Here is a 25,660-nt window from a genome sequence, read left to right as displayed (position 1 = left end):
AGTTACCCATGAAACGCAAGGCGGCTCGTGGGTGTTCAAATGAAGCCCGGTGATCAAGGAGGCCTGGCCGTGGCGGCCGAGTGGGACTGGACGAGCGGCGAGGGCCTGTTGGGCATGGACGACCCCGCCGAGTGGGACGCGGCGTACGAACGCGGGGAGAGCGGGCTCGGCACGGCCGCGATCGGGCTGGCCTTCCACTGCTCGCTGGAGGAGGCATCGCCCCGCATCCTCAGGGCGATGCGCCTTGCGGACCGCGGCCAGCGCGGGTTCGCGTACACCGCGGCGGGCACGGCGGCGCGGCTCAACGGCGAGCTGACGCCGGAGCTGTACGCCGCGCTGCGCGCGGAAGGCCACGGCGGTTTCGCGCAGTCGGCCGTCGACGACACCCTCGACTACGTGCCGTTCCGGAAGCTGCCCCTGTGGTTCAAATGGCGGGCGCTCGCGTCAAAGGCGGAGGACAAGCTGAAGACATGGCGGCTGCACGTCACGTACGCGGCCGAGGACACCCGCAAGGCCCTGCGCCGACGCCGCTCCTGAACGGCGGCGCCCGACGACAGCCTGTCCAAAGCCCCGCGATCCGTCCAAAGGCCCGGGACCCGTCCAAAGGTCCCGGACCCGTCTAAAGGCCCGCGATCGCGTTCCACCGCTTCGCGAACTCCGTCCGCTCCTTCGACGTGATGTCCCGCGCGATCGCCAGCCGCTTCCGCATCGCGTCGTCCGGGAAGATCAGCGGGTCGTCGGCGAGCGCGGCGAGCTCCTTGTCCTCGGACGAGGCGAGGACGTCGCGCGCGGCCGGTACGGGGCAGACGTAGTTGACCCAGGCCGCGAGCTCGGCGGCCACCTCGGGGTCGTAGTAGTGGTCGATGAGCCGTTCCGCGCTCTGCTTGTGCCGGGCCAGGTTGGGGATCATCAGGGACTCGGCCCACAGCTCGGCCCCCTCCTGCGGCACCACGAACTCGATGTCCGGGTCGTCCGCCTGGAGCTGGATGACGTCACCGCTGTAGGCCTGGCAGGCAAGGACGTCGCCGCTGGAGAGGTCCTTGATGTAGTCGTTGCCGGTGAAGCGGCGGATGTGCTGGGCGGCGACCAGCTTCTCCACCCGGTCGCACATCCGGTGGAAGTCGTCGGCCTTCCACTTGGTGATGTCGACGCCGTCGCCCTGCATGAGCAGCGCGAACGACTCGTCGAGCCCGGAGAGCAGCGTGACCCGGCCCTTGAGATCGTCGTCCCACAGGTCGGATACGTGCTTGATCTCCCGGCCCAGCCTGCGCTTGTTGTACGCGATGCCGGTGATGCCGGACTGCCAGGGCACCGTGTTCTTGCGGCCGGGGTCGAAACCGGGCGAACGCAGCAGCGGATCGAGGTACTTGGTGACGTTCGGCTGCCGGGCGCGGTCCATCTCCTGCACCCAGCCCAGCCGCACGAAGCGCGCGCACATCCAGTCGCTGATGACGATGAGGTCGCGGCCGGTCTCCTGGTGGTTCATCAGGGACGGGCTGATCTTGCCGAAGAACTCGTCGTTGTCGTTGATCTCCTCCGTGTAGCGGACGTCGATGCCGGTCCGCTTCTCGAAGGCGTCGAGCGTGGGCCGCTTCGTCGAGTCATCGTCGTCGGTGTCGATGTAGAGCGGCCAGTTGGCGAAGGCCAGCGTCCTGTCCTGCCGCGAGCGGTCCCTCGCTCCGCGCTCTCCGGGCCCGATGTAAGCGGCGGGCACCCCGCACGCCGTGAGCGCACCGGCGGCCGCCCCGCCGCCGACGGCTCGCAGCAGGGACCGTCGGGAGACCGGCCGGCGGGAGAACGTCCGGCGGGAGACTGAAGAGGCTGCTCTGGGGTTCGCTCGCACCCCGGCAGCATGCGCCCGCGTGTCACGTACGGGCAATGGACGCTGCGTCGAGCCGAACGTACGGGAAGCGACACCCTGTCGATCACCCGGCGGGCGGGACCGGGGAGTTGAGACGCGACCGCCCCCGCGTACACGAGGTACGCGGGGGCGGAACGGGAACGGGAACGGAAACCGCGGACCTCAGCCCTCGATCGACGTCATCACGTGCTTGATGCGCGTGTAGTCGTCGAAGCCGTACGCCGAGAGGTCCTTGCCGTAGCCGGACTTCTTGAAGCCGCCGTGCGGCATCTCCGCGACCAGCGGGATGTGCGTGTTGATCCAGACGCAGCCGAAGTCCAGGACCTTGGACATGCGCATGGCGCGCGCGTGGTTCTGCGTCCAGACCGAGGAGGCCAGGGCGTAGTCCACGCCGTTCGCGTACGACACGGCCTGCGCCTCGTCCGTGAAGGACTGGACGGTGATGACCGGGCCGAAGACCTCGTTCTGGATGATCTCGTCGTCCTGCTTGAGGCCGGAGACGACGGTCGGGGCGTAGAAGAAGCCCTTCTCGCCGACGCGCTGACCGCCCGCCTCGACCTTGGCGTGCGCCGGAAGGCGGTCGATGAAGCCGGAGACCTGCTTCAGCTGGTTGGCGTTGTTGAGCGGGCCGTAGAGCACGTCCTCGTCGTCCGGCTGACCGGTCTTCGTGTCGGCGGCGGCCTTGGCGAGCGCCGTCACGAACTCGTCGTGGATGGACTCGTGGACGAGCACGCGCGTGGCGGCCGTACAGTCCTGGCCCGCGTTGAAGAAGCCCGCCATCGAGATGTCCTCGACGGCCTTGGCGATGTCGGCGTCCTCGAAGACGACGACCGGCGCCTTGCCGCCCAGCTCCAGGTGGACCCGCTTGAGGTCCTTGGAGGCGGACTCGGCGACCTGCATGCCGGCGCGCACGGAGCCGGTGATGGAGGCCATCGCCGGGGTGTGGTGCTCGACCATCGCGCGGCCGGTGTCACGGTCGCCGCAGACGACGTTGAAGACGCCCTTGGGGACGATCGAGCCGATGATCTCGGCCATCAGGACGGTCGACGCGGGGGTCGTGTCCGAGGGCTTGAGGACGACGGTGTTGCCCGCGGCGAGCGCCGGGGCGAACTTCCATACGCCCATCATCATCGGGTAGTTCCACGGCGCGACCTGCGCGCAGACACCGATCGGCTCGCGGCGGATGATGGAGGTCAGACCCTCCATGTACTCGCCGGCCGCGCGGCCTTCGAGCATCCGGGCCGCGCCCGCGAAGAAGCGGATCTGGTCGACCATGGGCGGGATTTCCTCGGACCGCGTGAGGCCGGTCGGCTTGCCCGTGTTCTCGACCTCGGCGGCGATGAGCTCCTCGGCCCGCTCCTCGAACGCGTCGGCGATCTTCAGCAGGGCCTTCTGGCGCTCGGCGGGCGTCAGGTCACGCCAGGCGGGGAACGCGCGGGCAGCCGCCTCCATGGCGGCGTCGACGTCGGCCTGCCCGGACAGGGGCGCGGTTGCGTAGGACTCGCCGTTGGCGGGGTTGACCACTTCGGTGGTCCGGCCGTCGGCGGCGTCCCGGAATTCTCCGTCGATGTAGTTACGCAGGCGGCGCAGCTCGGTGGTCACTTCCGGCCCTCCAGTCAGATGTCCAGTGGATGAGACACCCACCCTAGTCGGTGTACCGACGCTTTCAACATACCCGGAGGCCCTTAGCTGCGAAATCCGTGACTATTGAAGCTTCAGACAACGAATTTCATCGATCTGACCTTGCGGAACTGTCGAGTCCTGTGCACCATGGGGTCGTGGCCAGTCGCAGCGCAGATTCCAGTAGTTCCCGGCACGGGAACAGCTCTTCTCCCATCGACGCCGTCTCCCTGGCGATCATCGAACAGCTTCAGGAGGACGGACGCCGTCCGTACGCCGCCATCGGCAAGGCCGTGGGCCTGTCCGAAGCGGCCGTGCGCCAGCGCGTCCAGAAGCTGCTCGACCAGGGCGTGATGCAGATCGTCGCCGTCACGGACCCGCTCACCGTGGGCTTCCGGCGCCAGGCGATGGTCGGCATAAACGTCGAGGGTGATCTGGATCCGGTCGCGGAGGCGCTGACGGCCATGGCCGAGTGTGAGTACGTGGTGATGACCGCGGGCTCCTTCGACCTGATGGTGGAGGTCGTCTGCGAGGACGACGACCACCTTCTCGAAGTGATCAACAAGCGCATCCGCGCCCTCCCCGGCGTGCGCTCCACCGAGAGCTTCGTCTATCTGAAGCTCAAGAAGCAGACCTATATGTGGGGAACCCGATAGCCGTGAGCAAGGACCTCAGCCAGACCGCGTACGACCACTTGTGGATGCACTTCACCCGCATGTCGGACTACGAGAACGCACCCGTGCCCACCATCGTGCGTGGCGAAGGCACCTACATCTACGACGACAAGGGCAAGAAGTACCTCGACGGCCTCTCCGGCCTGTTCGTGGTCAACGCCGGTCACGGTCGTCACGAGCTCGCCGAGACGGCCTACAAGCAGGCGCAGGAGCTGGCCTTCTTCCCGGTGTGGAGCTACGCCCACCCGAAGGCCGTCGAGCTGGCGGAACGTTTGGCCGACTACGCGCCCGGCGACCTCAACAAGGTCTTCTTCACCACCGGTGGCGGCGAGGCCGTCGAGACCGCGTGGAAGCTGGCGAAGCAGTACCACAAGCTCACCGGCAACCACACGAAGTACAAGGTCATCTCGCGCGCGGTCGCCTACCACGGCACCCCGCAGGGCGCCCTGTCCATCACCGGCCTGCCCGCGCTCAAGGCCCCCTTCGAGCCGCTGGTCCCCGGCGCGCACAAGGTGCCGAACACGAACATCTACCGCGCCCCGATCCACGGCGACGATCCGGAGGCCTTCGGCCGCTGGGCCGCCGACCAGATCGAGCAGGAGATCCTCTTCGAGGGCCCCGAGACGGTCGCCGCCGTGTTCCTGGAGCCGGTGCAGAACGCCGGTGGCTGCTTCCCGCCGCCGCCCGGCTACTTCCAGCGCGTGCGCGAGATCTGCGACAAGTACGACGTGCTGCTCGTCTCGGACGAGGTCATCTGCGCCTTCGGCCGCCTCGGCACGATGTTCGCCTGCGACAAGTTCGGCTACGTCCCGGACATGATCACCTGCGCCAAGGGCATGACGTCGGGCTACTCCCCGATCGGCGCCTGCATCATCTCGGACAAGCTCGCCGAGCCGTTCTACAAGGGCGGCAACACCTTCCTGCACGGCTACACCTTCGGCGGCCACCCGGTCTCGGCCGCGGTCGGCCTCGCCAACCTCGACATCTTCGAGAAGGAGCAGCTCAACCAGCACGTCCTCGACAACGAGGACGCGTTCTACCAGACGCTGCGCAAGCTGCACGACCTGCCGATCGTCGGCGACGTCCGCGGCAACGGCTTCTTCTACGGCATCGAGCTCGTGAAGGACAAGGCCACCAAGGAGACGTTCAACGACGAGGAGACCGAGCGCGTCCTGTACGGCTTCCTCTCCAAGGCGCTGTACGAGAACGGCCTGTACTGCCGCGCCGACGACCGCGGTGACCCGGTCGTCCAGCTCGCCCCGCCGCTGATCTCCACGCAGGAGACCTTCGACGAGATCGAGGGCATCCTGCGCCAGGTCCTCACGGAGGCGTGGACGAAGCTCTGAGCCACGCCGGAAGCTCCGAGCGACATCATGTGATCGCGTGATCGAGTGATCAACAGTGGCCCGGGGGCGCCCGTTCGAGTGAGACGGGCGCCCCCGGGCCGCGTCGTTTCCAGGCAGCGCGGCCCGGATCCCTAGCGTGCCCAGTGACCGATCGGCCCCGCCTTCGTTCCCCCGTACGGGGGAGGCAAACTGATCTGAACCGAGGTGTACGTGATGGTGGCCCCGCCGGACAACGACGTGTTGTGGGCACGCGCCCTGCACGTCACACACAACGGCTCGCCCGCGCTCACCGGCGTGTCGCTGGGCGTGCGCGAGGGCGAGATCCTCGCCGTCACCGGCCCGCGCGGCAGCGGCAAAACGACTCTGCTGCGCTGCCTCTGCGGCCAGCTCCTGCCCGAGCAGGGCGAGGTCTGGTTCAACAGCACGCCGGTGCACACGATGACCCCGGTGGTCCGCGAGCGCCTGCGCCGTGACCGCTTCGGGTGGATCGACCCGGAGCCGCACCTCGTGCCCGAGCTCACGGCCGGGGAGAACGTCGCGCTGCCGCTCATGCTGCGCGGCGCCTCGCACCGCGAGTCCAAGGCGAGTGCCCGGGAGTGGCTCGACCGCCTCGACATCGGCGACTGCGCCCGCAAGCGGCCGCACGCGCTCCTCCAGGCCCAGCGCCAGCGCGTCGCCATCGCCCGGGCCCTGGTCACGATGCCTTCCGTGATCTTCGCCGACGAGCCGACCGCGCCGCTGCACCGCGCCGACCGCGCCCACGTCCTTCGTACGCTGACGACCGCGGCCCGCTCGCACGGCATCACGGTCGTGCTCGCCTCGCACGACGCGGAGGTCGCCGCCCTCGCCGACCGCACGCTCACGCTGCTCGACGGACGACGCGTGAACACGGTGCATCTGCCGGGCGTGAAAGAGACAGAAAAGACAGCAGAGAGAGCAGAGACAACCGAGACAGCCGAGACGGACGAGCCCGGTGCGGACGGGCCCGGGGCCGACGAGCCCGGTGCGGCGGCCGGCCCCGCCCGGAGCGCCGGTTCCGGGGGCGACTCCGACGACGCGGAAGGCCGGGCCGCGTGCTCGCTCTCCGTCTAGCCCGCGGCGCCCGCCCCCTGGTCCAGCTGCGCAGGCTGCTCGTCGCCGCGGCGTCGGCCGGCACGGGCTTCCTGCTGCTGTGCACGCTGGGGTACGCGATGGGACACCCGGACGCCTCCGGCGGGGCCCTGCTGCGGCTCGCCTGGTGCGTGGCGCCGATCGCCGCCACCGTCTACTTCGCCGTCACCGTCGCGCGCACCGACCCGGCGACCAAACCGCGCTCCGGGCTCTCTGCGGTGGGTCTCGGCCCGGCCAAGCTCTCGGTGCTCGCCGCGATCTCCACGGCCGTGGCGTGCACGCTCGGCTCGATGGTGGCGCTCCTGGTCTTCCTGCACCTGCGCGGCGATCTGACGGGCCTGCCCTTCGACGGCGCCGCGTCCGAACTGCTCGCCGCCGACCAGCCGTTGCCCGTCGCCGCGGCACTCACCCTGCTCGCCGTGGTCCCGCTCACTGCGACCGCCGCCAGCGCGGCCGTACTGCGACCCCGGACCGCGAAGCCCGCCAAACCCGACAGGGAGCAGGACGAACCGGCGCGGTGGTACACGCGGGCGGCGCCCGGCTCGCCGCCGAGCGGGCTTCCCTGGGGGATCGCCCTCCTGGCGGCGGGCCTCGCCGTCGAGGGGTACGCGAGCCGTTCCGCCGGCACGTCGGACCTCACGCTGCCGGGCGGCCTGGCCGGCAGCCCCGCGGGCGTGCTCGCCGGGTGGGCGCTCACGGCGGTCGGCCTCGCGCTCGCCGGGCCCGGCCTCACGTATCTGTGCGGGCGCGTCCTTCAGGCGGCACGGCCCGGCGCGATGCGGCTGCTTGCCGGGCGCGGGCTGCAGGAGGAGGCGCGGCGGATCGGGCGGCCGCTCGGGGTGCTCTGCGCGGTGGGCTCCGGGGCCTACGCGGCGCTCACCCTCTACGCCGGTGACCGCCCCGCCATCGGCCCGCTGACGACGCTCGGCGCGCTGCTCGTCGCGGGGTGCGCGGTGCTGACGCTGGTCACGGTCACGATCGAGGCCAAGCACGCGCGCGCGGACACGACCTCCGCGCTGCTCCAGCTCGGGGCGCCGGCAGCCATGCTGCGCGGCACCGCGGCGCTGCGGGCAGGCACGCTCGCCGTCGTGATCGGGCCGCTGACCTGGGTCGTGGCGGAGTTGGCCGCGCTGCCGCTCGCGAAGTAAGCACCTTTCTCCGCAAGCGGTCAGGGCCTCGCCCCGAACACGCGGGAACACACGGGAACACACGGGAACACGCGGAAAAAATATCCGCGACCGGCGATGAGTTCTGCGTCGAACGTACGTCTACCCCTCCGTAAGGCACGGAACGCACGCGCCACGCAGAACTCACCGCATCGGGAGACGACTCATGTACCAGCAGATGATCTTCGTGAACCTCGCCGTGAACGACGTCGACAGCTCGAAGAAGTTCTTCACGGAGCTCGGCTACACCCTCAACCCGCAGTTCTCGTCGGACGACTGCGCCTGCGTGGTGATCAGCGAGACGATCGTCGCGATGATGCTGAGCAAGAAGCACTACCAGCAGTTCACCGAGAAGCAGATCGCCGACTCGAAGACGACGAGCGAGACGCTGCTCTGTCTGAGCGCCGAGAGCCGCGAGAAGGTCGACGAGCTGGTCGACAAGGCCGTGGCGGCCGGTGGCACCGCGGGCAAGACGCAGGACTACGGCATGATGTACGGCCGCGCCTTCGACGACCTGGACGGCCACACCTGGGAAATCATGTGGATGGACCCGTCCGAGGTGCAGGGCTGAGGACTGTCGGCGTGGGCTGCGGCCCGGCGCCCGGCGCGACCTGCTTAGCATGGGCGGATGCAGCCGACTCCCGAACCCGCATCCGCCGCCACGCCGTCGCCCCGCCTTCCGGGCGGTGAGCGTGAGATCGAGTCGCTCGCGGAGTTCGACGAGCTCGCCGCGCACGGCTCGCTCGCCGGATGCCGGTTCCAGGCGATAGACCTGACGGGCCGTACGGCCGCGCTGCGGGACCGCGACGCCACGGGCGCGGTGTTCCTCGGCTGCGCGATGGAGCAGGACGCGGTGGACGCGGTGCGGGGGGCCGGGGCGCTGGTGTTCCCGCCCGTACCGGGCCTGCCGTTCAACCCCTACCGCGGCCTCCTCTACACCCCCGACGAACTGTTCGCTGGCCTCGCCGAGAGCGGGTACGAGGCGACTCCCGACGCCCGCGCGTACGCCTGGTTCCAGGAGACCAAGGCCGACGGCGACGTCTTCTCCTCGATGCTCCGCGCGATCCACGACGACTCGGTCTCGGACGCCCTCGACGAACTGCTGGTCAGCGCGCGGGTGGTGGGCGTGATGGGCGGCCATGCGATGGCGCGCGGCACGGAGGAGTACGAGGGTGCGGCGCGGCTCGGCCGCACGCTCGCCCGCGCCGGGTTCACGGTCGCCACCGGCGGCGGCCCCGGCGCGATGGAGGCGGCGAACCTGGGGGCGTACGCGTCCGTCTTCCGCGACGAGATGCTGGACGAGGCGCTCGAACTCCTCGCCAAGGCCCCCTCCTTCACCCCCTCGGTCACCGAGTGGGCGCGGGCCGCCTTCGACGTACGTGAGCGCTGGCCGTCCGGCGGCGCGTCGGTGGGCATCCCCACGTGGTTCTACGGCCACGAGCCGCCGAACGCCTTCGCCACCCACCTGGCCAAGTACTTCGCCAACGCCACCCGCGAGGACGGCCTGCTCGCACGCTCGAACGCGGGCATAGTGTTCCTCCCTGGCGCGGCGGGCACGCTCCAGGAAATCTTCGACGCGGCAACCCCGAACTACTACGAGTCCCGCGGCGAACCCACCCCGATGATCCTGGTGAACCACACCCACTGGACGACCCACCTCCCGGCCTGGCCCTTGCTCCAGGCACTGGCCTGGGGCCGCTCGATGGAATCAAGGATCGCCCTGGTGGAAAACGTGGAGGACGCCCCGGCAGCACTGGCATCATGCTCATCCGCGACCTGACGGGCATCAGCCCGTCCGGCGCTTGAGGACGAACTCGGCGAAGCCGGTGATGACGGTACGCACAAGGCCCCTGCCCCAAGCCGGCCCACCCCCAGCCCGTCCGGCGCTTGAGGACGAACTCGGCGAAGCCGGTGACGACGGTACCCACAAGGCCCCTGCCCCAAGCCGGCCCACCCCCAGCCCGTCCGGCGCTTGAGGACGAACTCGGCGAAGCCGGTGACGACGGTACCCACAAGGCCCCTGCCCCAAGCCGGCCCACCCCCAGCCCGTCCGGCGCTTGAGGACGAACTCGGCGAAGCCGGTGATGACGGTACCTACAAGGCCCCTGCGCCGAGCGGGTTTTCGGGAAGGGGCGGGGTTGGGGAGAACTCACCCGAACGACGCCCGCTCCAACCAAAACTCCAGCACCCCCCGCTCCCCCAAAACCTCGACGCCCCCACCGTCCAACCCCCGCCGCCGATAAAACGCAAGCAGCACCTCAGTCAACGGCCCCCGAAGCGCAACAGTCGCCTTCTCATGCCCCCGCCGCCACACAAACCCATCCTCACGGAACTCAATCACCCACTCGGCATTCAGCCCCGCAGGCGCATCAGTCGCATGCAGATGAATACTCCGCCCCGCCCCCCGCAACTCGGCAGCCCCGTCCCCCGGCTCAGTACGCTGCACGAACTGCACGATCTCCAGCCACTCGTCAATCGCATCGGCGGCAACCTCCGGCGCGACCTCGTACGCAACCCCCGCGGCGATAGCCGCGTCCGCCCGGTGAATCGCCAACTCATGCGTCATACGCCGCGCCCAGAACCCGGCATTCCGCGGTTCGGCCCAGGTCCACACCGGAGTCCCGGCACTCACGCCGGCCAGCGTCTCCCGCGCAAGCCCGGCGGTCTCGGCCAGCCAGGCGTCGAGCGCGGCGGGATCGTCCCCCTCGGGCCCGCGGATGCCGGGAACATCCTCCTCCGGGATGTCCTCCGTGGCCCGGGCGGCGACCAGCCGCTCCACCCAGCGCACAGCACCGCCGGTATGGCGGGCGAGGTACCCGAGAGTCCACTCCGGGCAGGTCGGCACAGTGACCGAAAGATCGGCCCCGGCCAGGGCCGCCCGCAACTGCCCCATCTGCTCACCGATTTCGGCGCAGTAGCGGTCGTACGACAAGGAACCCGCACCCGCACCCGCACCCGCACCCGCACCCGCACCCGAAGACATCATGGGCCGCACCTTAGATCGACCACGCCCCAAGGGCACCCGAGTTTCGCCCCGCCCAACTCCCGGCGACGGCGACGGCGACCGGCAACCGGCAACCGGCAACCTCAGCCCAGAAGCACGACATCCCCCGCGTCAAACGCGACCCCCACGGTCTCCCCCACCCCCGGCGCGTCCCGCAACGCACAGGCCGCCTCAAGCCGCGGCCCCACCCGGGGCTCCAGATGAACGGCGACGTGAGTCCCCCGGAAGGTCCGCGCGGTCACCGCGCACGGCACCCCCTCAGCAACGGGAACGAGCCGCACCCCGGCCGGCCGCACAAGAAGCCGGCAAGGCCCGTCCTCCGCCCCGTCCGGCACCGGAACCTTGCCCCAGACAGTGTCCGCCACCTCACCGGCGACCGTCGCGTCGACGACATTGTCGAAGCCCAGGAACCGCGCCACGAACTCGTCGGCCGGATGCCGCCAGACCTCCAGCGGCGTACCGGACTGGGCGATCCGCCCGTCCCGCATCACCACGACCCGGTCCGCGAGCGCGAACGCCTCGCCCTGGTCGTGCGTGACCGCCAGCACCGTCGTACCCAACTCGTCGAAGAGCTGCCGGAGTTCGACGACAAGGCGTTCGCGCAGCGAGCGGTCGAGCTGCCCCAGCGGCTCGTCGAGCATGAGCAGGCGCGGCCTCGGCGCGAGCGCTCGCGCGAGAGCGACCCGCTGCTGCTCCCCGCCCGAGAGCGAGGCGACGGCCCGCCGCTGCGCTCCCGGCAGGCCCACGAGGTCGAGCAACTCGGCCACCCGGTCGGCCTGTTCGCCCCGCGACACCCCGTGCATACGCAGCCCGAACGCGACATTGCCCGCCACGTCGCGCTGCGGAAACAGCTGATGGTCCTGGAACATCAGGCCGACCCCGCGCTTGTGGGCCGGTACGCCCCGCTGATCGCGGCCGTCGAGCAGCACCTGCCCGGCATCGAGTTCCTGGAGCCCGGCGACCGCACGCAGCAGCGTGGACTTACCGCTGCCGCTCGGCCCGAGCACGCACACGATCTCGTGCCGCGCGACGTCAAGGCCGACCCCGTCGAGAACGGCCCGCGCCCCGAACCGCACGGTCGCATCGGCCAACGTCAACAGCCCCGGCACAGCGCCGGCACCCGCACCCGCAGCCGCACCTACTCCCACGCCCACGCCCATCAGAACTCCCCAGTCGTGCGATCGGTACGGAGCCGTTCGAGCAGCAGCAGCGACACCGCGCACACCACCATCAAGATCGTCGAAAGTGCCATCGCCTGCCCGTAGTTGAGCTCGCCCGCCCGCCCGAGGAGCCGTGCCACGGCGACCGGAAGCGTCGGGTTGTCCGGCCGCGCGATGAAGACGGTCGCGCCGAACTCCCCCAGGGACACGGCGAAGGCGAACCCGGCGGCGATGAGCAGCGCCCGCCGCACCATCGGCAGGTCGACCTCCCGCCACGCCCGCAGCGGCGACGCCCCGAGCACGGCAGCCGCCTCGCGCAGGCGTCCGTCCACCGCGCGCAGGACGGGAAGCATGGTGCGTACGACGAAGGGCACGCCCACCAGGGCCTGCGCGAGCGGCACCAGGATCCACGTGGACCGCAGGTCGAGCGGCGGCTTGTCCAGCGTGATCAGGAACCCGAAGCCGACCGTCACCGCGGAAACGCCTAGCGGCAGCATCAGGAGCGCGTCGAAACCGCGCACCAGGCGGCCGGCCTTCCGCGTGAGCGCCGCCGCCGCGAGCCCGCCGATCACCAGGGCGATGGCGGTGGCTGCGAGCGCGTACTGGAGCGAGTTCCAGACCGCCTCGATCGGCGGGACGAGGAAGGCACCGCCGTCCGCCGACGTCAGCTCGCGGTAGTAGGTGAATCCGTAACCGCCCGGACCGCTCAGCGACCGCTCGATCAGCACCCCGAGCGGCAGCAGTATCAGTACGGCGATCGTCAGCATGACCCCGGCGAGCAACGACCGCTGCCCGGCGCCGCGCGGCCGCCGGGCCACGGCGGCGGCGTCCACCAACCGCAACGCGCTCTCCCGCCGGCGCACGGTCCACGCGTGCACGGCGAGGATCAGGCCGACCGCGGCGAACTGCACGAGCGTCAGGACGGCGGCCGTCGGCAGGTCGAGGAGCTGGGCGGTCTGCCGGTAGATCTCGACTTCGAGCGTCGAGTACGCGGGTCCGCCGAGGATCTGCACGACGCCGAAGGAGGTGAACGTGAAGAGAAAGACCATGAGGGACGCCGCGGCGACCGCGGGCCCGAGCGCGGGCAGCGTCACCGTCCGCCAGGCGGTCCACCGCGAGGCGCCGAGCATCCGCGCGGCCTCTTCCTGGCGCGGGTCGAGCTGCGACCAGAGCCCGCCGACCGTCCGTACGACGACGGCGTAGTTGAAGAAGACATGCGCGAGCAGAATCGCCCACACGGTCGTGTCGAGCCGCACGCCCCACATCTCGTCGAGCAGACCGCCCCGTCCGAGCAGTGCGAGAAAGGCGGTACCGACGACCACGGTCGGCAGCACGAACGGCACCGTGACGACCGCCCGCAGCACTTGCTTGCCCCTGAACTCGAAGCGCGCGAAGACGTACGCGCCGGGCAGCGCGATCAGCAGCGTGAGCGCGGTCGAGGCGAGCGCCTGCCAGGTGGTGAACCACAGCACGTGCCGGACGTCGGACTGCGCGACGACGTCCGCGATCCGCCCGAACTGCCACTGCCCGCCCACCTTCAGGCCGCGCGCGACGATGGCGGCGACCGGGTAGGCGAAGAAGAGCGCGAAGAACGCGACGGGCACGGCCATCAGACCGAGCCGCGCCGCGTTCCCGCGCGACAGCCCCTTACGGGGCTTGCCTACTTCAGTACGAGCGAGGTCCACGACTTGACCCACTGCTCGCGATTGTCGGCGATCTTCTTCGGCTCCATGGTCTCGGGCTCGTCGATCGTCACGCCGTGCTCGACGAAGAGCCGGGGCAGCTCGACGTTCTCGCGCACCGGGTTCACGAACATGTTCAGCGGCATGTCCTCCTGGAAGTCACCGCTGATCAGGAAGTCGAGCAGCGCCTTGCCGCCCTTCTCGTTCTTGGCGTTGCTCAGCAGCCCCGCGTACTCGACCTGCCGGAAGCAGGTGCCGGTCGCGACTCCGGTGGGCGCCTCCTTGGGCTGCGGCTTGGCGTAGAGGACCTCGACGGGCGGGGAGGAGGCGTACGAGACGACGAGCGGCCGGTCTCCCTTGGCCTTCTTCCCTCCGGCGGAACCGGAGAACTCCTCGTTGTAGGCCTGCTCCCAGCCGTCGACGACCTTGACGCCGTTGGCCTTGAGCTTCTTCCAGTAGCTTTCCCAGCCCCCGTCGCCGTACTGGGCGGCGCTGCCGAGCAGGAAGCCGAGGCCGGGCGACGAGGTCGCGGCGTTCTCGGTGACCAGCAGATTCTTGTAGGCGGGCTTGGCCAAGTCGTCGAAGGACTTCGGCGGGTCGAGCTTCTTGTCGGCGAAGTACTTCTTGTCGTAGTTGACGCAGATGTCGCCGCTGTCGACGGGCGTGACGCGATGCTTGCCCTGGTCGGCGCGGAACTGCGAGGCAACCTGATCCGAGCCCTTGGCCTCGTACGACTGGAAGAGTCCGTTGTCGAGCGCGCGCGAGAGGAGGGTGTTGTCGACGCCGAAGAAGACGTCTCCCTGCGGGTTGTCCTTCGACAGGATCGCCTTGTTCACGGCGGCCCCGGCGTCCCCGTCCTTGAGAACGTTGACCTTGTACCCGGAGCTCTTCTCGAACGCCTTCAGTACGTCCTTGGAGACGTTGAAGGAGTCATGGCTGACCAGCGTGACGCTCTTGGAATCGGTCTCGCCGCCACTGCCCGACGAGTCGCCGCAGGCGGAGAGCGTGACGGCTCCGAGGCCGACCGCGACCGCGATGACGGTGATCTTCTTGATGTTGCTCACTGAGTTCAACTGAGTTCATTCCTCCTGGAGTGACCAGGAAGAGACGCGGCCCTGCCCGCGGACCAGACCGGACCAGAACGGATCGGGCCGGTTCGCGGGCAGGGCGCAACAGCTTGAGTGATGTCCGAACTTCCTACCCGGAATGACCCGGGCAAGGTTCAGAGGGTCTGCGGCCAACCTGTCCTTGGTGCCGCACTCTCAGCGCTGTGGCGCTCCCCTGTCGGAATATGAAGATGTGTTTTCGGGCGATGAAGGTGCATACAAGCCAGATTCAGACGAGCCCTCCAGCCCTCCAGCCCTCCAGCCCTGACCAGACTAACGCTCAGCCGCCGCGAGCTGCCCGCATGCCCCGTCGATCTCCTGCCCACGGGTGTCACGAACCGTGACAGGCACCCCATGAGCGGCGATGGCATCCACGAAGGCCTTCTCGTCCTCGGGCCGCGACGCCGTCCACTTCGAGCCCGGGGTGGGGTTCAGCGGGATCAGGTTCACGTGCACGGGCTTGTTCCTGAGCAGCCGCCCGAGCCGGTCACCACGCCAGGCGTGGTCGTTGATGTCCCGGATCAGCGCGTACTCGATGGAGAGGCGGCGGCCCGACTTGGCGGCGTACTCCCATCCCGCGTCGAGGACCTCGCGTACGTTCCACCGCGTATTGACGGGTACGAGGGTGTCGCGGAGTTCGTCGTCGGGGGCGTGCAGCGAGATGGCGAGCCGGCACTTGAAGCCCTCGTCGGCGAACCGGTGGATGGCGGGCACGAGACCGACGGTCGATACGGTGATGCCGCGCTGGGAGAGCCCCACACCGTCCGGCTCGGGATCGGTCAGCCTGCGAATGGCCCCGGTGACCCGGTTGTAGTTGGCGAGCGGCTCACCCATCCCCATGAAAACGATGTTGGAGAGCCGGGCGGGCCCGCCGGGAATCTCGCCGTCCCTGAGCGCACGCATCCCGTCGACGATCTGATGCACGATCTCGGCGGTCGACAGATTCCGGTCGAGACCGGCCTGCCCCGTCGCACAGAACGGGCAGTTCATGCCGCATCCGGCCTGCGACGAGATACACATGGTCACGCGGTCGGGATAACGCATGAGCACGGACTCGACGAGCGTCCCGTCGAAGAGCCGCCACAGCGTCTTGCGCGTCGTGTCGTCGTCACAGCTGATGTGCCGCACCACGGACATCAGCTCGGGAAGCAGCGCCTCCTGCAGTTTCCCGCGCGCACCGGCAGGGATGTCGGTCCACTGCTCCGGTTCGTGCGCATACCGCGCGAAGTAGTGCTGCGACAGCTGCTTGGCACGAAACGGCTTCTCGCCGAGAGCGGCAACGGCTTCCTTGCGCTCGGCGGGCGTGAGGTCGGCGATATGCCGCGGCGGCTTCTTGGCTCCGCGGGGCGCGACAAAGGTGAGTTCTCCGGGTACAGGCATGGTCCATCCAGTGTCGCAGACGCTTGGACCCCGGCCAGGTCACCGCGTATGGGTGGGGGCCGTTGCCGGTCGTCATTGGTCGCTGTGGGCCCCCCTTGGACGGCCCACAGACGGCCCGGCGATCCCTCGGCTGACCTGCGAAAACGACCCGACATCCTGCCCGATCCACCGACCGGATACCGATCTCGGTGTGCTGGAGTAGTGCCGATTCCGCTCCTCTGCCGCAGCAACGCTGGCAGTCTCAGTCGATGACTCGGACGAAAGAGGGCTGAGGTATGGATGCGGACTGGTGGGCACGAGGTATCGCCATCGGCGCTGCGGGTGCAGCAACCACCAACGTGATCTTTACGGGGCTGACATATCGGCGTGTCCGCCCCAAGGTGAAAGTCCGGCTCTTTCGCACCGGTCTGAGGACAGGTACGGACAGGGGCCCAGACGCTAGCGAGTACCAGTTCGTCCTGAGGTTCACTAACGACGGCACGACTCCGGTATCGGTGGAGCGTATCGAGTTGGTGTCGTACCCCAGGTGGTTCCGCACCAAGTCCTTTACACACGTCAAGAGCAAGAGGTTCGAGGCTTCCGATCCTGAGCGGCCCTTGGTTCCCGCCGTCGATGGCACTACGGCTCGGTTCTATCTACCCATGGGACGCTTGACGAGCGAGGAGCTCAAGTACCTCAGATTTCAGGTGCTGCTGTCCAACGGTGACATAACCATCAGCCCCAAGGTAAAGACGATTGCCTGACGCGTAGATGCAGCCGACAGCCACCCCCAAGAGCCCCAGTTCGCTAGCTGAGACGGATGATTCGGCCGCTCTCTTCGCGTGGCTCCGTTGCATGCTGTCCCTTTTCGAGCTCGACACCACTCTGATTGGCCAGGGCTGTGCGCCTTGGCCAGATGCGAGCCAATCACGTTCACCTCACTGCCTAGGTGCGTTGCTCGTCCCGGCTGGTTGCTGCGGAGGCTCCGTCGACGGGGATATTCCCTGCCTCATTGCGTCAAGAGTCTCTCTAGGGTTACTCAACTTCTTACTACCCCACATTGCGGCAGGACCCAGCAGGAAGATTAGCGCAGCCGGTATTACAGCACTAGCCGGAGCACCCAAAGATATGGCGATGCCGGTGAAAAGAGCAGCGACAGTTGCGCCCCCAAAGACGATCGTCGCATCCGTTCTCCGAGCCTCGGACTCAAGCTCCTCGGAGGATGGAGGCGCATAAGCGGGTAGGTCATGTTCATCCAGTAGGGCAAGCCAGCGGTCATCAGCCATTCGTTCGAGGATGATGAAAAGCTGTTTGACTAGGTCAGGTATGGCTTGCGTTCCCTCTCTCAAGATTCTTTCGTTATAGACATCCAAGGCGGCACCAACTCTGGCAGTATGCTCAAAAAGTTGCTTCTTTCGGTGGCTACTGAAGCCCACGGCGTCAGTTTCACCGAAGCGAGTAAGCGCTCGATTAAGCCTCTGATTCCGCCTATCTAGGGTGAGTAGCGAAACTCTGCCCTCGTACGCCCTTAGACATCTATCTATCGCAAAACAGCATTCATGGAATGCTATTCTGTAACTCTCCTCCCTGATTGCACCCCTCGCCCTCTTGAGCTCACTTAGGCACCACTGGATCGAAAAGGCAAAGAGCGCTACTGCGACATAAAAGCCGGAGCGATCCCCTATCTTTTCGAATTCCCTTTCGTAGGCCTCTCGAATAAATGGAGACGCCTCCCTTATGGCCAATGCACATAGAGCTATGGGCACATAGAAGGCACTAGTCACAAACAGCATTGCAAGTCCATTGCGCGCCGCAGCGCCATCGCGTTCCATCCTTTTCAGTTTCTTCCCAGAGATGGAGAAGCGAATTCCGAAGGTTCGACTACTGATTCGGACCATGGAGGGAAGATCCAGGCCCCAGAATAGAGGCATGAAAGGGATCGCGAAAAGTTTCCCTTTTGGGATGGCGCTAGAGCGGGACATTATGCCGACTGTCCTGCTCAGTGATCTCGCCGCGATCAGAGCTCCGATCGCGAGGACTGCACAGCTTGACGTGAATTGCAACCAGTTCCAGAAGCCCATCATCCCACCCGTTGTGTCCGTGACCTGCGCATGATCCCAGAACCGATTGCCTCGCCGGACCAGATTCGAGGAAGTGCCTGACGACTAAGGCGGATCGCCCAGTCGTAACGACCGAGCCGTCGGGATCGGGACTGGGGCGTCATAGCGCCCCTTGGTAGACCACAAGTCCGATTGCTCCGTGCGACCCGGACAGACTGTCCGGGTCTTTCCCGCTCAGGCCCATCAAGCTCGTACTCGGGTTGCGAGGCGGCGAGAACGTCTACCCGCCGCGTGACCAGTTCTGTAACGTGAAACACGCCCCTACTGACAGCAGGAGGCAGCACCCCAATGCGTGGTCTTGGAGATCACCTCAGCATCGGTGAACGAATCGCGTTTTACCGGAAGCGTCGCGGCTACACGCAAGAGGTGCTGGCCGGACTGGTGGGCCGTAGCACTGACTGGCTCGCGAAGGCAGAGACCGGCCGCAGGAAGCCGCCGCGCATCGACATGCTCGCGGAACTGGCGCGCATCCTGCGCGTGCCGCTCAGTGACCTGCTCGGACAGACCCTCCTGGCGGAGGACGAGAAGCACCAGGACGACGTACCGGCCGTGCGGGATGCCCTCATGAGCCCCCGGCGACTCTCGCGCCTGCTTTTCGGGCCAGAGGTGGACGTTCAGCTCCCCACCCCCGCCCCCGTGGCCGTGCGTGTGGAGCAAGCGTGGAACGACTACCAGGGCGGGCGACTCGGCAGCGTGATCGCGGCGCTTCCGGCGCTTCTTCAGACGGCGCAGGAGCTAGAGGACCGTGCGGGCCGCCGGGGCGAGGACCGCCGCGACTGCTGGGCGGTCTCTGCCCGTACGCATCACCTAGCGGCCACGACGCTCGCGAAGGTCGGCGAGTCCGACGTTTCTTGGTTGGCCGCCGAGCGCGCAATGCGAGCGGCGGACGAGTCCGACGACCCCCTGGTCCTCGCCTCAGCCGCACGGTCCGGCACACACGCGCTGCTCGCCAACGGCCGTTACGAGGCCGCGATGGAACTGGGCCACACTACGGCGACGTGGTTGGCCTCGCAGGTGGCGGAGAGCGACCCCTCTGCACTGAGCTTGCTCGGGATGATCCACCTGCGGGCGGCCGTCGCGGCGGCTCGGCACCAGGACCGGCCGACGGCAACCCGCCTGTTGGACCGCGCCGAGGACCTCGCCGACGACCTCGGTTCGGACGAGAACTACTGGCAAACCGGCTTCGGGCCACGAACGTGATCCTGCACCGCCTGTCCATCGAGCTTGGCCTGGACAACGTGTCGTACGTCGTGGAGAACGGTCGGATCGATGTGGACCACATGCCGCAAGAGCGCAGCGTCTCGCATCGCATCGACTACAGCCGCGCTCTCTCGCTCGCCGGACGCGCTGCGTACAGCCGAACGCACGGCGCCGCAGCTCGTGCGGAACAATCCCAGAGTGCGCGAAGAGTGGCTGACCAACATCGAAGCTGACATGTCCCGCGGCAACTACACGGACCCCGCCGCCGCCCGAATCACCTTCAAGCAGTACGCCGAACGCTGGATTGCCGCTCAGTCCACGGACGTGTCGTCGCGGACCACCACGGAGACACGTATTCGGCTCCACGCCATCCCGTACCTCGGTTCACGGCCGCTGTCATCGTTCCGGCCGAGTCACATTCGTACATGGGTACGTCAGTTGGAAGACTCTGGGCTTGCATCGTCTTATCGACGCGGCATCTTCGCGAACGTATCCGCGGTCCTGACCGCTGCCGTCGACGATGGGCTCATGCCCCGGAACCCCTGCCGGGCCAGTTCGGTGACAGCCCCGAAGCCGGGCGGAGAACGAGTCACCCCCTGGTCCGCGGAGCAGGTGTTCGCCGTCCGCGAGGCTCTGCCGACGCGCTTCCAAACCATGGTGGATCTCGGCGCGGGGTGCGGTCTGCGCCAGGGCGAAATCTTCGGCCTGCCCGTCGACGCCGTGGGGTTCCTTACGGGGTGGCTGCACGTCGGCCTGCAAATCAAGGTCGTGAAGGGACGGGCGTTCTTCGGGAAGCCCAAGAACAACAAGCTGCGTGACGTGCCGCTCCCCAATTCAGTCGGTCAGGCGCTCACCCAGCACATGCAGAGCCATCCGCCCGTGAACGTCACGCTCCCGTGGATGAGGCCCGACGGCCCGCCCGTCACCAAGCGGCTGATCTTCACGGGACCTCAGGGCAACCACGTCTACCGGAGCAACTTCAACATCAGTCCGTGGAAGCCCGCGCTCCTCGCGGCCGGACTCATCGCCAAGCCAGACGACGGTGGCCCGCTGCCGTCCGCACGCGAGCACGGGATGCACGCACTACGGCACTTCTATGCGTCAGTGCTTCTGGACGCGGGCGACAACATCAAGGCACTGAGCAAGTACCTCGGACACGAGGACCCGGGGTTCACGCTGAGGGTCTACACGCACCTGATGCCGAGCAGCGAGTCCCGGACGCGAAAGGCAATCGACACCCTCTACAAGAGCGCCAGCGAAGGCGATGAGGCCCAGGCAGCGTAGAGGTGCAGGGGTGGGAAGAGTGCGGTGGCACGTGCCTCCTCTGCACTCTCCCCGCGAAGTTCTCCGGGCTTCGCTATGCAGTGAGCAGCCCCACGAGAACAATGCACCCATGGGCGTTTGGGGGACGTTGCTCGCGACCGCCGTCGGTGCTGCCATCGCGCTACTGGGGCAACGCCTCATGAAGCGTGCCGAGGACAGAGTGCGTCTGTCGGAGGTCCTCATGGAGCAATGCGCCTTGATCGCTGCCTCTGTAACAGACTTCGAGGATCGCATTTGGGAGGAGCGGGTCCTTGGCATGGATGATCGCGTCAGCGGCTACGACCTCCCCGCCCACGTGCTGGCGTCTGTTCGGCTACGGATCCTCACTCGGGACGCTGCCTTGCTTGCGGCGCTCGCCGAGTTGGACACGGCCGGCAAGGAGCTGGGGAGCTACTGGAGGCAGGGGCATGTGGCCGATGAGACGTACGCCCGGCTGTGGGAACGGCACCACAAGGCCATACCAGCGTTCATCAATGCGAGCGGCGAGGCGGTCCGCCGCCGCCTCGCATCAGGCTAGCTTCGCGCCCGCTCACGGCCCAGGCACGGCCCAGCGAGCAGCAATAGGCCCCCTACCGGAACCAAACGCGCAGGTAGGGGGCATATCTGCGATCCTCGCAACCCAGTTCTCCGGGTACAGGCATGGTCCATCCAGTGTCGCAGACGCTTGGACCCCGGCCGCCTCACTGCCTACGCACCAATCACCCCCACCCCCGACGAGCCTCCCCGCGCGAGGCTCCCCCGCACGCCCCCCGCAGGCCAGCCGCATAGACTCGAACATGTGAGCGACCTCCCGCCTGACCTGCCGCGCCTCCGCACGTTGCGGACCTGGCATGCCATGTGGGTACAGCGGCTCGATCAGGCGATCAAGGATGCCGAGCGGCGTGAGGCCGAGCGGGCGCGTGGTGAGCGGGCGCGGCCGCCGGTTCCGGACTGGCTCGTCGAGCAGGGGCTTGACGGGCGCGCCCCGGTGTACGTGCACGTCGGCGGCTGCCACATGGCGGGCAAGCGATCACGCGGCGTCAGCCGGGACCAGGCCCGCCAAGCCCTCTACGAGCGGATCGACGCCTGCCCGCACTGCCGCCCCGACACCGAGCTCGGCGTACTGGAGTGAGTTACGCCGGCTCCAGGTCGGCGTGCAGCAGATTGTGGTCCGAGTACTCGGTGAGACTCACTTCGTGCCCGCGCGGGACGAAACCGCGCAGGAAGACGTAGTCGAACTTGCTGTACCAGTCGGTGGTCACGTCGCAGCTGCCGGTGGCCGCGGGGCCGCACTCGGGGTCCACGTCCGCGGCCAGGTCCCACATCCCGGACAGCTCCGGGGCGCCGGGCATCGCGTTGAAGTCGCCGAGCACGATCGTGCGGTCGTGCCGGGCCACCTCCTTGGCGAGGACATCGACCTGCGCCGCCCGGAACTCCGCCTGCTGCCGCTGGGCGAGGTGCGTGTTGAAGACCCGGACGGGGCGGCCGTCCACCTCGGTGGTGACGGCCATGTACCCGCGGTCCTCGGACCCGCCGTCGGGATACTCCACGTTCACCCGGTCCTTCATCGGCGCCGCCGAGAGGATCGCCTGGCCGAATCCCCCGGGGTTCCACGGCACCCCTCCGCAGCGGCTCCAACTCTGCAGCACCGATCCGTACTCGACGTGATAGTCGAGCCCGTACAGGTACTGGAGATAGTCCCGGATCCGCTCCACGTCACGCACGCACGCCTCCTGCAATCCGACCACCTGGGGCGCGTACGAGGCGATGTCCGCGGCCCGGCCGGCGTTGCTGCCGGATTCGTTGCAGGGATTGCAGATGTTCCACGTCATGACCCGGTTCGGCACGAAGTCCTCGGGGGCGTCGGCCGGCAGTGTCTTGGCCACGTAGGAGCCGCCCGGCGTACTGGGGCCGAGGATCGCCATGCAGGCCAAGATCATGCCGCCCGCGAGAAACCGCGCGCCTGTTCCGGACACCGTCGCCTCCTCAAGGCCCTCAGGATGGGGACACGGCAGCACTCACGGTCTCCCCGCACGGTACGAGGCTATGGGACGGGCCGTAAGCGGCACATGAGGTGCCTGCATCTCGTCGCACTGCATGGCATCGCACCGGGATCTCGTCGCATACGAAGAGGGGCCCGCCGCCCCTGTGGACGACGAGCCCCTCACGTACGGATCAGGTGCGGCTGTGCCGAACCGCGTACTCCTGCGCGCCCGCGCCTCAGCCCGACCCCACGAAGACGACAAGCAGCAGCCACACCACCGGCGCGGTCGGCAGCAGCGAGTCGAGGCGGTCCATGATGCCGCCGTGCCCTGGCAGCAGCGTGCCCATGTCCTTGATGCCGAGGTCACGCTTGATCATGGATTCCCCGAGATCGCCGAGGGTCGCGCTCACGGCGACCGCGAGGCCGATGAGCAGCCCCTGCCACCACGTGCCGCCGTCTATCAGGAACTCCATGCACAGCGCACCCGCCGCCATCGCGAACGTCACCGCGCCGACCAGGCCCTCGCGGGTCTTGCCGGGGCTGATGCGCGGAGCCAGCTTGTGCTTGCCGAAGCGCCAGCCGATCGCGTACGCCCCGGTGTCGCTGACCACGGTCAGGAGCAGGAACGTGAGCACCCGCCGCGGACCGTCGTCCGCGGTGAGCATCATCGCCACGAACGTGGCGAGGAACGGGACGTAGAACGCCGCGAAGACGCCCGCCGTGACGTCCTTGAGGTAGCCCTCGGGCGGCTCGGTCATCCGCCAGACGAGCACCGCGAGCGCGGTGAGCGCCACGGCGACCCAGGCGCCCTCGGGCCCGCGGACATATCCGGCGACGACCATCGCGGCGCCGCCCACCGCGAGCGGGACCAGCGGCGCCTTGATGCCCTTGCGCTCCTGAAGCCGCGAAGTGAGCTCCCAGAGACCGACCACCACGGCGACCGCTATGACGCCGACGAACACGGCCTTCACGATGAAGAGCGACGCGATGATCACCACGCCGAGCCCCACGCCGACTCCTATGGCCGCGCCGAGGTCACGGCCCGCGCTCTTCTTCTGCGGCGCTTGAGGCGCACGCGGCGCCTCAGGGGCGGGCTGTGATGCTGCGCTGGGCATGGGCTCCTGGGGTACGTCAGGCACGTCAGGCATGTCGGGCACGATGGGCATGGGCCGCGTCTCTGCTGGATACAGGGCGTCATGCGCATCGTACGCGGGACCTGCCGGAGCAGCCCCCTGAGCAGCTTGAGCCGGTCCCTCGTCGGGCGGCCCCCAGTACCCGGCTCTGGGAGGCGCCCCCCGGGAAGAGTCGTTCACGGATCGGATTCCTCAGTCCTCAGACTTCGAGCCCTCAGACCTCGAGCAGCTCGGCTTCCTTGTGCTTGAGCAGCTCGTCCACCTGGGCGACGTACTTCGCGGTGGTGTCGTCGAGCTCCTTCTCCGCGCGCCGGCCCTCGTCCTCGCCGATGTCGCCGTCCTTGATCGCCTTGTCGATCGCTTCCTTGGCCTTGCGGCGGACGGAGCGGATCGAGATCTTGGAGTCCTCGGCCTTGGTCTTGGCGACCTTGATGTACTCCTTGCGGCGGTCCTGCGTCAGCTCGGGGAACGTCACCCGGATGATGTTGCCGTCATTGCTGGGGTTGACGCCGAGGTCGGAGTCGCGGATCGCCTGCTCGATGTTGCGCAGCGCGCTCTTGTCGAACGGGGTCACCACGGCCATCCGCGGCTCGGGCACCGAGAACGAGGCCAGCTGATTGATCGGCGTAAGGGCGCCGTAGTAGTCGGCCACGATCTTGTTGAACATCGCCGGGTGCGCACGGCCTGTGCGAATCGCGGCGAAGTCCTCCTTGGCGACCACGACGGCCTTCTCCATCTTCTCCTCGGCCTCGAGGAGGGTCTCTTCGATCACCACTTGCTCCTGCGTGTTGTGAGTGGGCTGGGGGCGCCCCCACACGGTGAAGTAGGGGGAGTCCATGGGGTGTCGGCTGCGTCGCGTCTCTTTCCCTGCACCGTGTCCGACCGGCAGGGCTTTGTCCATCCCTCAGGGGCCCCGGGGGGCGTCCCCGGGGTCAGGCGCGGGTGCCCTCGTCGCCCACGAGTGTGCCGATCTTCTCACCCTTGACGGCACGGGCGATATTGCCTGCGGAGAGCAACTCGAAGACCAGGATGGGCAGCTTGTTGTCGCGGCACAGCGTGATCGCGGTCATGTCGGCGACCTTCAGGTCGCGGGTGATGACCTCGCCGTAGCCGAGCGCGTCGTACTTCACCGCGTCCGGATTGGTCTTGGGATCGGAGTCGTAGACCCCGTCGACGCCGTTCTTGCCCATGAGCAGGGCCTCGGCGTCGATCTCCAGGGCGCGCTGCGCGGCCGTCGTGTCGGTGGAGAAGTACGGCATGCCCATACCGGCTCCGAAGATGACCACGCGGCCCTTCTCCAGGTGCCGCACGGCGCGCAGCGGGATGTACGGCTCCGCGACCTGGCCCATCGTGATGGCGGTCTGCACGCGGCACTCGATGCCTTCCTTCTCCAGGAAGTCCTGGAGGGCAAGGCAGTTCATGACGGTGCCGAGCATGCCCATGTAGTCGGAGCGGGCGCGGTCCATGCCGCGCTGCTGCAGCTCCGCGCCGCGGAAGAAGTTGCCGCCGCCGATGACGGCCGCGATCTGGGCGCCGTCGCGGACGACCGCGGCGATCTCCTTGGCGATCGCGTGCACCACGTCGGGGTCGACGCCAAGGCCGCCCCCACCGGCGAATGCCTCACCGGAGAGCTTCAGCAGGAAACGACCGGGGACTTTATCGTCGCCGCTGTTTGTGTCGGCCTTGGTGGTCATGGAGTTCTCGCTTCTTTTTGCTCGGCGCACATACGAAGAAGGCCATTGCCGGCGGGGTGTCGTTCGCATCCCATGCTCGGCAATGGCCTCCTCGTCAGATCCTGCGGTCGTACGTCGCGTACCGGGTGTGTACGCGGGC

At 68.0% G+C, this 25,660-nt stretch carries 24 protein-coding genes; 12 read left to right on the top strand and 12 right to left on the bottom strand.

Features of this window, described 5'->3' with window-relative positions; translation table 11 throughout:
• Window positions 1-69 precede the first annotated feature (69 nt).
• Complete coding sequence (locus IE226_RS31350; protein WP_190084790.1) at window positions 70-537, top strand: hypothetical protein; 468 nt, start codon at window positions 70-72, stop codon at window positions 535-537.
• Between the two features lie 82 nt (window positions 538-619).
• Here the strand turns inward: IE226_RS31350 and IE226_RS31345 are convergent, their stop codons facing one another.
• Together IE226_RS31345 and IE226_RS31340 are read right to left on the bottom strand one after the other, a co-directional pair.
• On the bottom strand, window positions 620-1,843 hold the full coding sequence (locus IE226_RS31345; RefSeq protein ID WP_190084789.1) for a polyamine ABC transporter substrate-binding protein: 1,224 nt from the start codon (window positions 1,841-1,843) through the stop codon (window positions 620-622).
• Window positions 1,844-2,023: 180 nt separating this feature from the next.
• Window positions 2,024-3,463, bottom strand: a complete 1,440-nt coding sequence (locus tag IE226_RS31340; RefSeq protein ID WP_190084788.1) for a gamma-aminobutyraldehyde dehydrogenase — start codon at window positions 3,461-3,463, stop codon at window positions 2,024-2,026.
• 161 nt (window positions 3,464-3,624) lie between these two features.
• Here IE226_RS31340 and IE226_RS31335 point away from each other — a divergent pair, with 161 nt between their 5' ends.
• From IE226_RS31335 to IE226_RS31310, 6 genes are all read left to right on the top strand, one after another.
• The gene (locus IE226_RS31335; RefSeq protein WP_190084787.1) at window positions 3,625-4,137 is read left to right on the top strand and encodes an Lrp/AsnC family transcriptional regulator; all 513 of its coding nucleotides are present in this window, start codon (window positions 3,625-3,627) and stop codon (window positions 4,135-4,137) included.
• Complete coding sequence (locus IE226_RS31330; RefSeq protein WP_190084786.1) at window positions 4,122-5,501, top strand: aspartate aminotransferase family protein; 1,380 nt, start codon at window positions 4,122-4,124, stop codon at window positions 5,499-5,501. Before IE226_RS31335 ends, IE226_RS31330 begins: the two co-directional genes overlap by 16 nt.
• A gap of 213 nt (window positions 5,502-5,714) precedes the next feature.
• Window positions 5,715-6,593: an ABC transporter ATP-binding protein gene (locus IE226_RS31325; protein WP_190084785.1), complete on the top strand. Its 879-nt coding sequence runs from the start codon at window positions 5,715-5,717 to the stop codon at window positions 6,591-6,593.
• Complete coding sequence (locus tag IE226_RS31320) at window positions 6,575-7,759, top strand: hypothetical protein (protein WP_190084784.1); 1,185 nt, start codon at window positions 6,575-6,577, stop codon at window positions 7,757-7,759. The genes IE226_RS31325 and IE226_RS31320 overlap by 19 nt, the downstream gene beginning before the upstream one ends.
• A gap of 184 nt (window positions 7,760-7,943) precedes the next feature.
• Entirely contained in the window at window positions 7,944-8,348 is a 405-nt protein-coding gene (locus IE226_RS31315) for a VOC family protein (protein WP_190084783.1), read from the top strand.
• Between the two features lie 57 nt (window positions 8,349-8,405).
• Window positions 8,406-9,557, top strand: coding sequence for an LOG family protein (locus tag IE226_RS31310; protein ID WP_190084782.1), 1,152 nt, complete (start codon window positions 8,406-8,408; stop codon window positions 9,555-9,557).
• Between the two features lie 369 nt (window positions 9,558-9,926).
• On the opposite strand, the gene IE226_RS31305 is transcribed toward IE226_RS31310, so the two are convergent.
• The 5 genes from IE226_RS31305 to rlmN form a co-directional block, all read right to left on the bottom strand.
• Window positions 9,927-10,760: a maleylpyruvate isomerase family mycothiol-dependent enzyme gene (locus IE226_RS31305; protein ID WP_190084857.1), complete on the bottom strand. Its 834-nt coding sequence runs from the start codon at window positions 10,758-10,760 to the stop codon at window positions 9,927-9,929.
• Window positions 10,761-10,864: 104 nt separating this feature from the next.
• Window positions 10,865-11,941, bottom strand: a complete 1,077-nt coding sequence (locus IE226_RS31300; RefSeq protein WP_190084781.1) for an ABC transporter ATP-binding protein — start codon at window positions 11,939-11,941, stop codon at window positions 10,865-10,867.
• Window positions 11,941-13,626 (bottom strand): ABC transporter permease, encoded by a 1,686-nt coding sequence (locus tag IE226_RS31295; protein ID WP_190084856.1) that lies wholly within the window; start codon window positions 13,624-13,626, stop codon window positions 11,941-11,943. Before IE226_RS31295 ends, IE226_RS31300 begins: the two co-directional genes overlap by 1 nt.
• The gene (locus tag IE226_RS31290) at window positions 13,602-14,687 is read right to left on the bottom strand and encodes a thiamine ABC transporter substrate-binding protein (RefSeq protein WP_190084855.1); all 1,086 of its coding nucleotides are present in this window, start codon (window positions 14,685-14,687) and stop codon (window positions 13,602-13,604) included. Before IE226_RS31290 ends, IE226_RS31295 begins: the two co-directional genes overlap by 25 nt.
• Window positions 14,688-15,002: 315 nt before the next feature.
• Window positions 15,003-16,109 (bottom strand): dual-specificity RNA methyltransferase RlmN, encoded by a 1,107-nt coding sequence (rlmN, locus tag IE226_RS31285; protein ID WP_190084780.1) that lies wholly within the window; start codon window positions 16,107-16,109, stop codon window positions 15,003-15,005.
• 275 nt (window positions 16,110-16,384) lie between these two features.
• On the opposite strand from rlmN, the gene IE226_RS31280 reads away from it, so the two are divergent.
• Window positions 16,385-16,852, top strand: coding sequence for a hypothetical protein (locus tag IE226_RS31280; RefSeq protein WP_190084779.1), 468 nt, complete (start codon window positions 16,385-16,387; stop codon window positions 16,850-16,852).
• 174 nt (window positions 16,853-17,026) lie between these two features.
• Here IE226_RS31280 and IE226_RS31275 read toward each other — a convergent pair whose 3' ends face one another.
• Window positions 17,027-17,986 carry a hypothetical protein gene (locus IE226_RS31275; protein WP_190084778.1) on the bottom strand — a complete coding sequence of 320 codons (960 nt, stop codon included), beginning with the start codon at window positions 17,984-17,986 and terminating at the stop codon, window positions 17,027-17,029.
• 510 nt (window positions 17,987-18,496) lie between these two features.
• Here IE226_RS31275 and IE226_RS31270 point away from each other — a divergent pair.
• From IE226_RS31270 to IE226_RS31255, 4 genes are all read left to right on the top strand, one after another.
• Complete coding sequence (locus IE226_RS31270) at window positions 18,497-19,408, top strand: helix-turn-helix domain-containing protein (protein ID WP_229871648.1); 912 nt, start codon at window positions 18,497-18,499, stop codon at window positions 19,406-19,408.
• 69 nt (window positions 19,409-19,477) lie between these two features.
• Window positions 19,478-20,692 (top strand): tyrosine-type recombinase/integrase, encoded by a 1,215-nt coding sequence (locus IE226_RS31265; RefSeq protein ID WP_229871647.1) that lies wholly within the window; start codon window positions 19,478-19,480, stop codon window positions 20,690-20,692.
• A 109-nt stretch (window positions 20,693-20,801) separates the two neighbouring features.
• Window positions 20,802-21,248 carry a hypothetical protein gene (locus IE226_RS31260; RefSeq protein ID WP_190084777.1) on the top strand — a complete coding sequence of 149 codons (447 nt, stop codon included), beginning with the start codon at window positions 20,802-20,804 and terminating at the stop codon, window positions 21,246-21,248.
• A 261-nt stretch (window positions 21,249-21,509) separates the two neighbouring features.
• The gene (locus tag IE226_RS31255; RefSeq protein WP_190084776.1) at window positions 21,510-21,842 is read left to right on the top strand and encodes a DUF6233 domain-containing protein; all 333 of its coding nucleotides are present in this window, start codon (window positions 21,510-21,512) and stop codon (window positions 21,840-21,842) included.
• Between the two features lies 1 nt (window position 21,843).
• On the opposite strand, the gene IE226_RS31250 is transcribed toward IE226_RS31255, so the two are convergent.
• The 4 genes from IE226_RS31250 to pyrH all read right to left on the bottom strand — a co-directional run bounded on the left by IE226_RS31250 (window position 21,844) and on the right by pyrH (window position 25,521).
• Window positions 21,844-22,686 carry an endonuclease/exonuclease/phosphatase family protein gene (locus IE226_RS31250; RefSeq protein WP_373307065.1) on the bottom strand — a complete coding sequence of 281 codons (843 nt, stop codon included), beginning with the start codon at window positions 22,684-22,686 and terminating at the stop codon, window positions 21,844-21,846.
• A gap of 244 nt (window positions 22,687-22,930) precedes the next feature.
• The gene (locus tag IE226_RS31245; RefSeq protein WP_190084775.1) at window positions 22,931-24,007 is read right to left on the bottom strand and encodes a phosphatidate cytidylyltransferase; all 1,077 of its coding nucleotides are present in this window, start codon (window positions 24,005-24,007) and stop codon (window positions 22,931-22,933) included.
• A gap of 34 nt (window positions 24,008-24,041) precedes the next feature.
• On the bottom strand, window positions 24,042-24,599 hold the full coding sequence (frr, locus tag IE226_RS31240) for a ribosome recycling factor (protein WP_190084774.1): 558 nt from the start codon (window positions 24,597-24,599) through the stop codon (window positions 24,042-24,044).
• 160 nt (window positions 24,600-24,759) lie between these two features.
• Window positions 24,760-25,521 carry a UMP kinase gene (gene pyrH, locus IE226_RS31235; RefSeq protein WP_190084773.1) on the bottom strand — a complete coding sequence of 254 codons (762 nt, stop codon included), beginning with the start codon at window positions 25,519-25,521 and terminating at the stop codon, window positions 24,760-24,762.
• Between the last annotated feature and the right edge of the window lie 139 nt (window positions 25,522-25,660).

It is taken from the genome of Streptomyces longisporoflavus (genome assembly GCF_014649775.1).
GTDB lineage: Bacteria > Actinomycetota > Actinomycetes > Streptomycetales > Streptomycetaceae > Streptomyces > Streptomyces longisporoflavus.
Note: the sequence above shows the minus strand (reverse complement) of the source record. Positions and strands in the feature narration are given on the sequence as shown.

What these genes read in the sequence shown, in the direction of transcription:
- IE226_RS31325 (WP_190084785.1), top strand. Translation starts at nt 5,715, where the DNA reads ATGGTGGCCCCGCCGGACAACGACGTGTTGTGGGCACGCGCCCTGCAC.
- IE226_RS31315 (WP_190084783.1), top strand. Translation starts at nt 7,944, where the DNA reads ATGTACCAGCAGATGATCTTCGTGAACCTCGCCGTGAACGACGTCGAC.
- IE226_RS31310 (WP_190084782.1), top strand. Translation starts at nt 8,406, where the DNA reads ATGCAGCCGACTCCCGAACCCGCATCCGCCGCCACGCCGTCGCCCCGC.
- IE226_RS31305 (WP_190084857.1), bottom strand. Translation starts at nt 10,760, where the DNA reads ATGTCTTCGGGTGCGGGTGCGGGTGCGGGTGCGGGTGCGGGTGCGGGT.
- IE226_RS31300 (WP_190084781.1), bottom strand. Translation starts at nt 11,941, where the DNA reads ATGGGCGTGGGCGTGGGAGTAGGTGCGGCTGCGGGTGCGGGTGCCGGC.
- rlmN (WP_190084780.1), bottom strand. Translation starts at nt 16,109, where the DNA reads ATGCCTGTACCCGGAGAACTCACCTTTGTCGCGCCCCGCGGAGCCAAG.
- IE226_RS31280 (WP_190084779.1), top strand. Translation starts at nt 16,385, where the DNA reads ATGGATGCGGACTGGTGGGCACGAGGTATCGCCATCGGCGCTGCGGGT.
- IE226_RS31275 (WP_190084778.1), bottom strand. Translation starts at nt 17,986, where the DNA reads ATGGTCCGAATCAGTAGTCGAACCTTCGGAATTCGCTTCTCCATCTCT.
- IE226_RS31270 (WP_229871648.1), top strand. Translation starts at nt 18,497, where the DNA reads ATGCGTGGTCTTGGAGATCACCTCAGCATCGGTGAACGAATCGCGTTT.
- IE226_RS31265 (WP_229871647.1), top strand. Translation starts at nt 19,478, where the DNA reads ATGTGGACCACATGCCGCAAGAGCGCAGCGTCTCGCATCGCATCGACT.
- IE226_RS31260 (WP_190084777.1), top strand. Translation starts at nt 20,802, where the DNA reads ATGGGCGTTTGGGGGACGTTGCTCGCGACCGCCGTCGGTGCTGCCATC.
- pyrH (WP_190084773.1), bottom strand. Translation starts at nt 25,521, where the DNA reads ATGACCACCAAGGCCGACACAAACAGCGGCGACGATAAAGTCCCCGGT.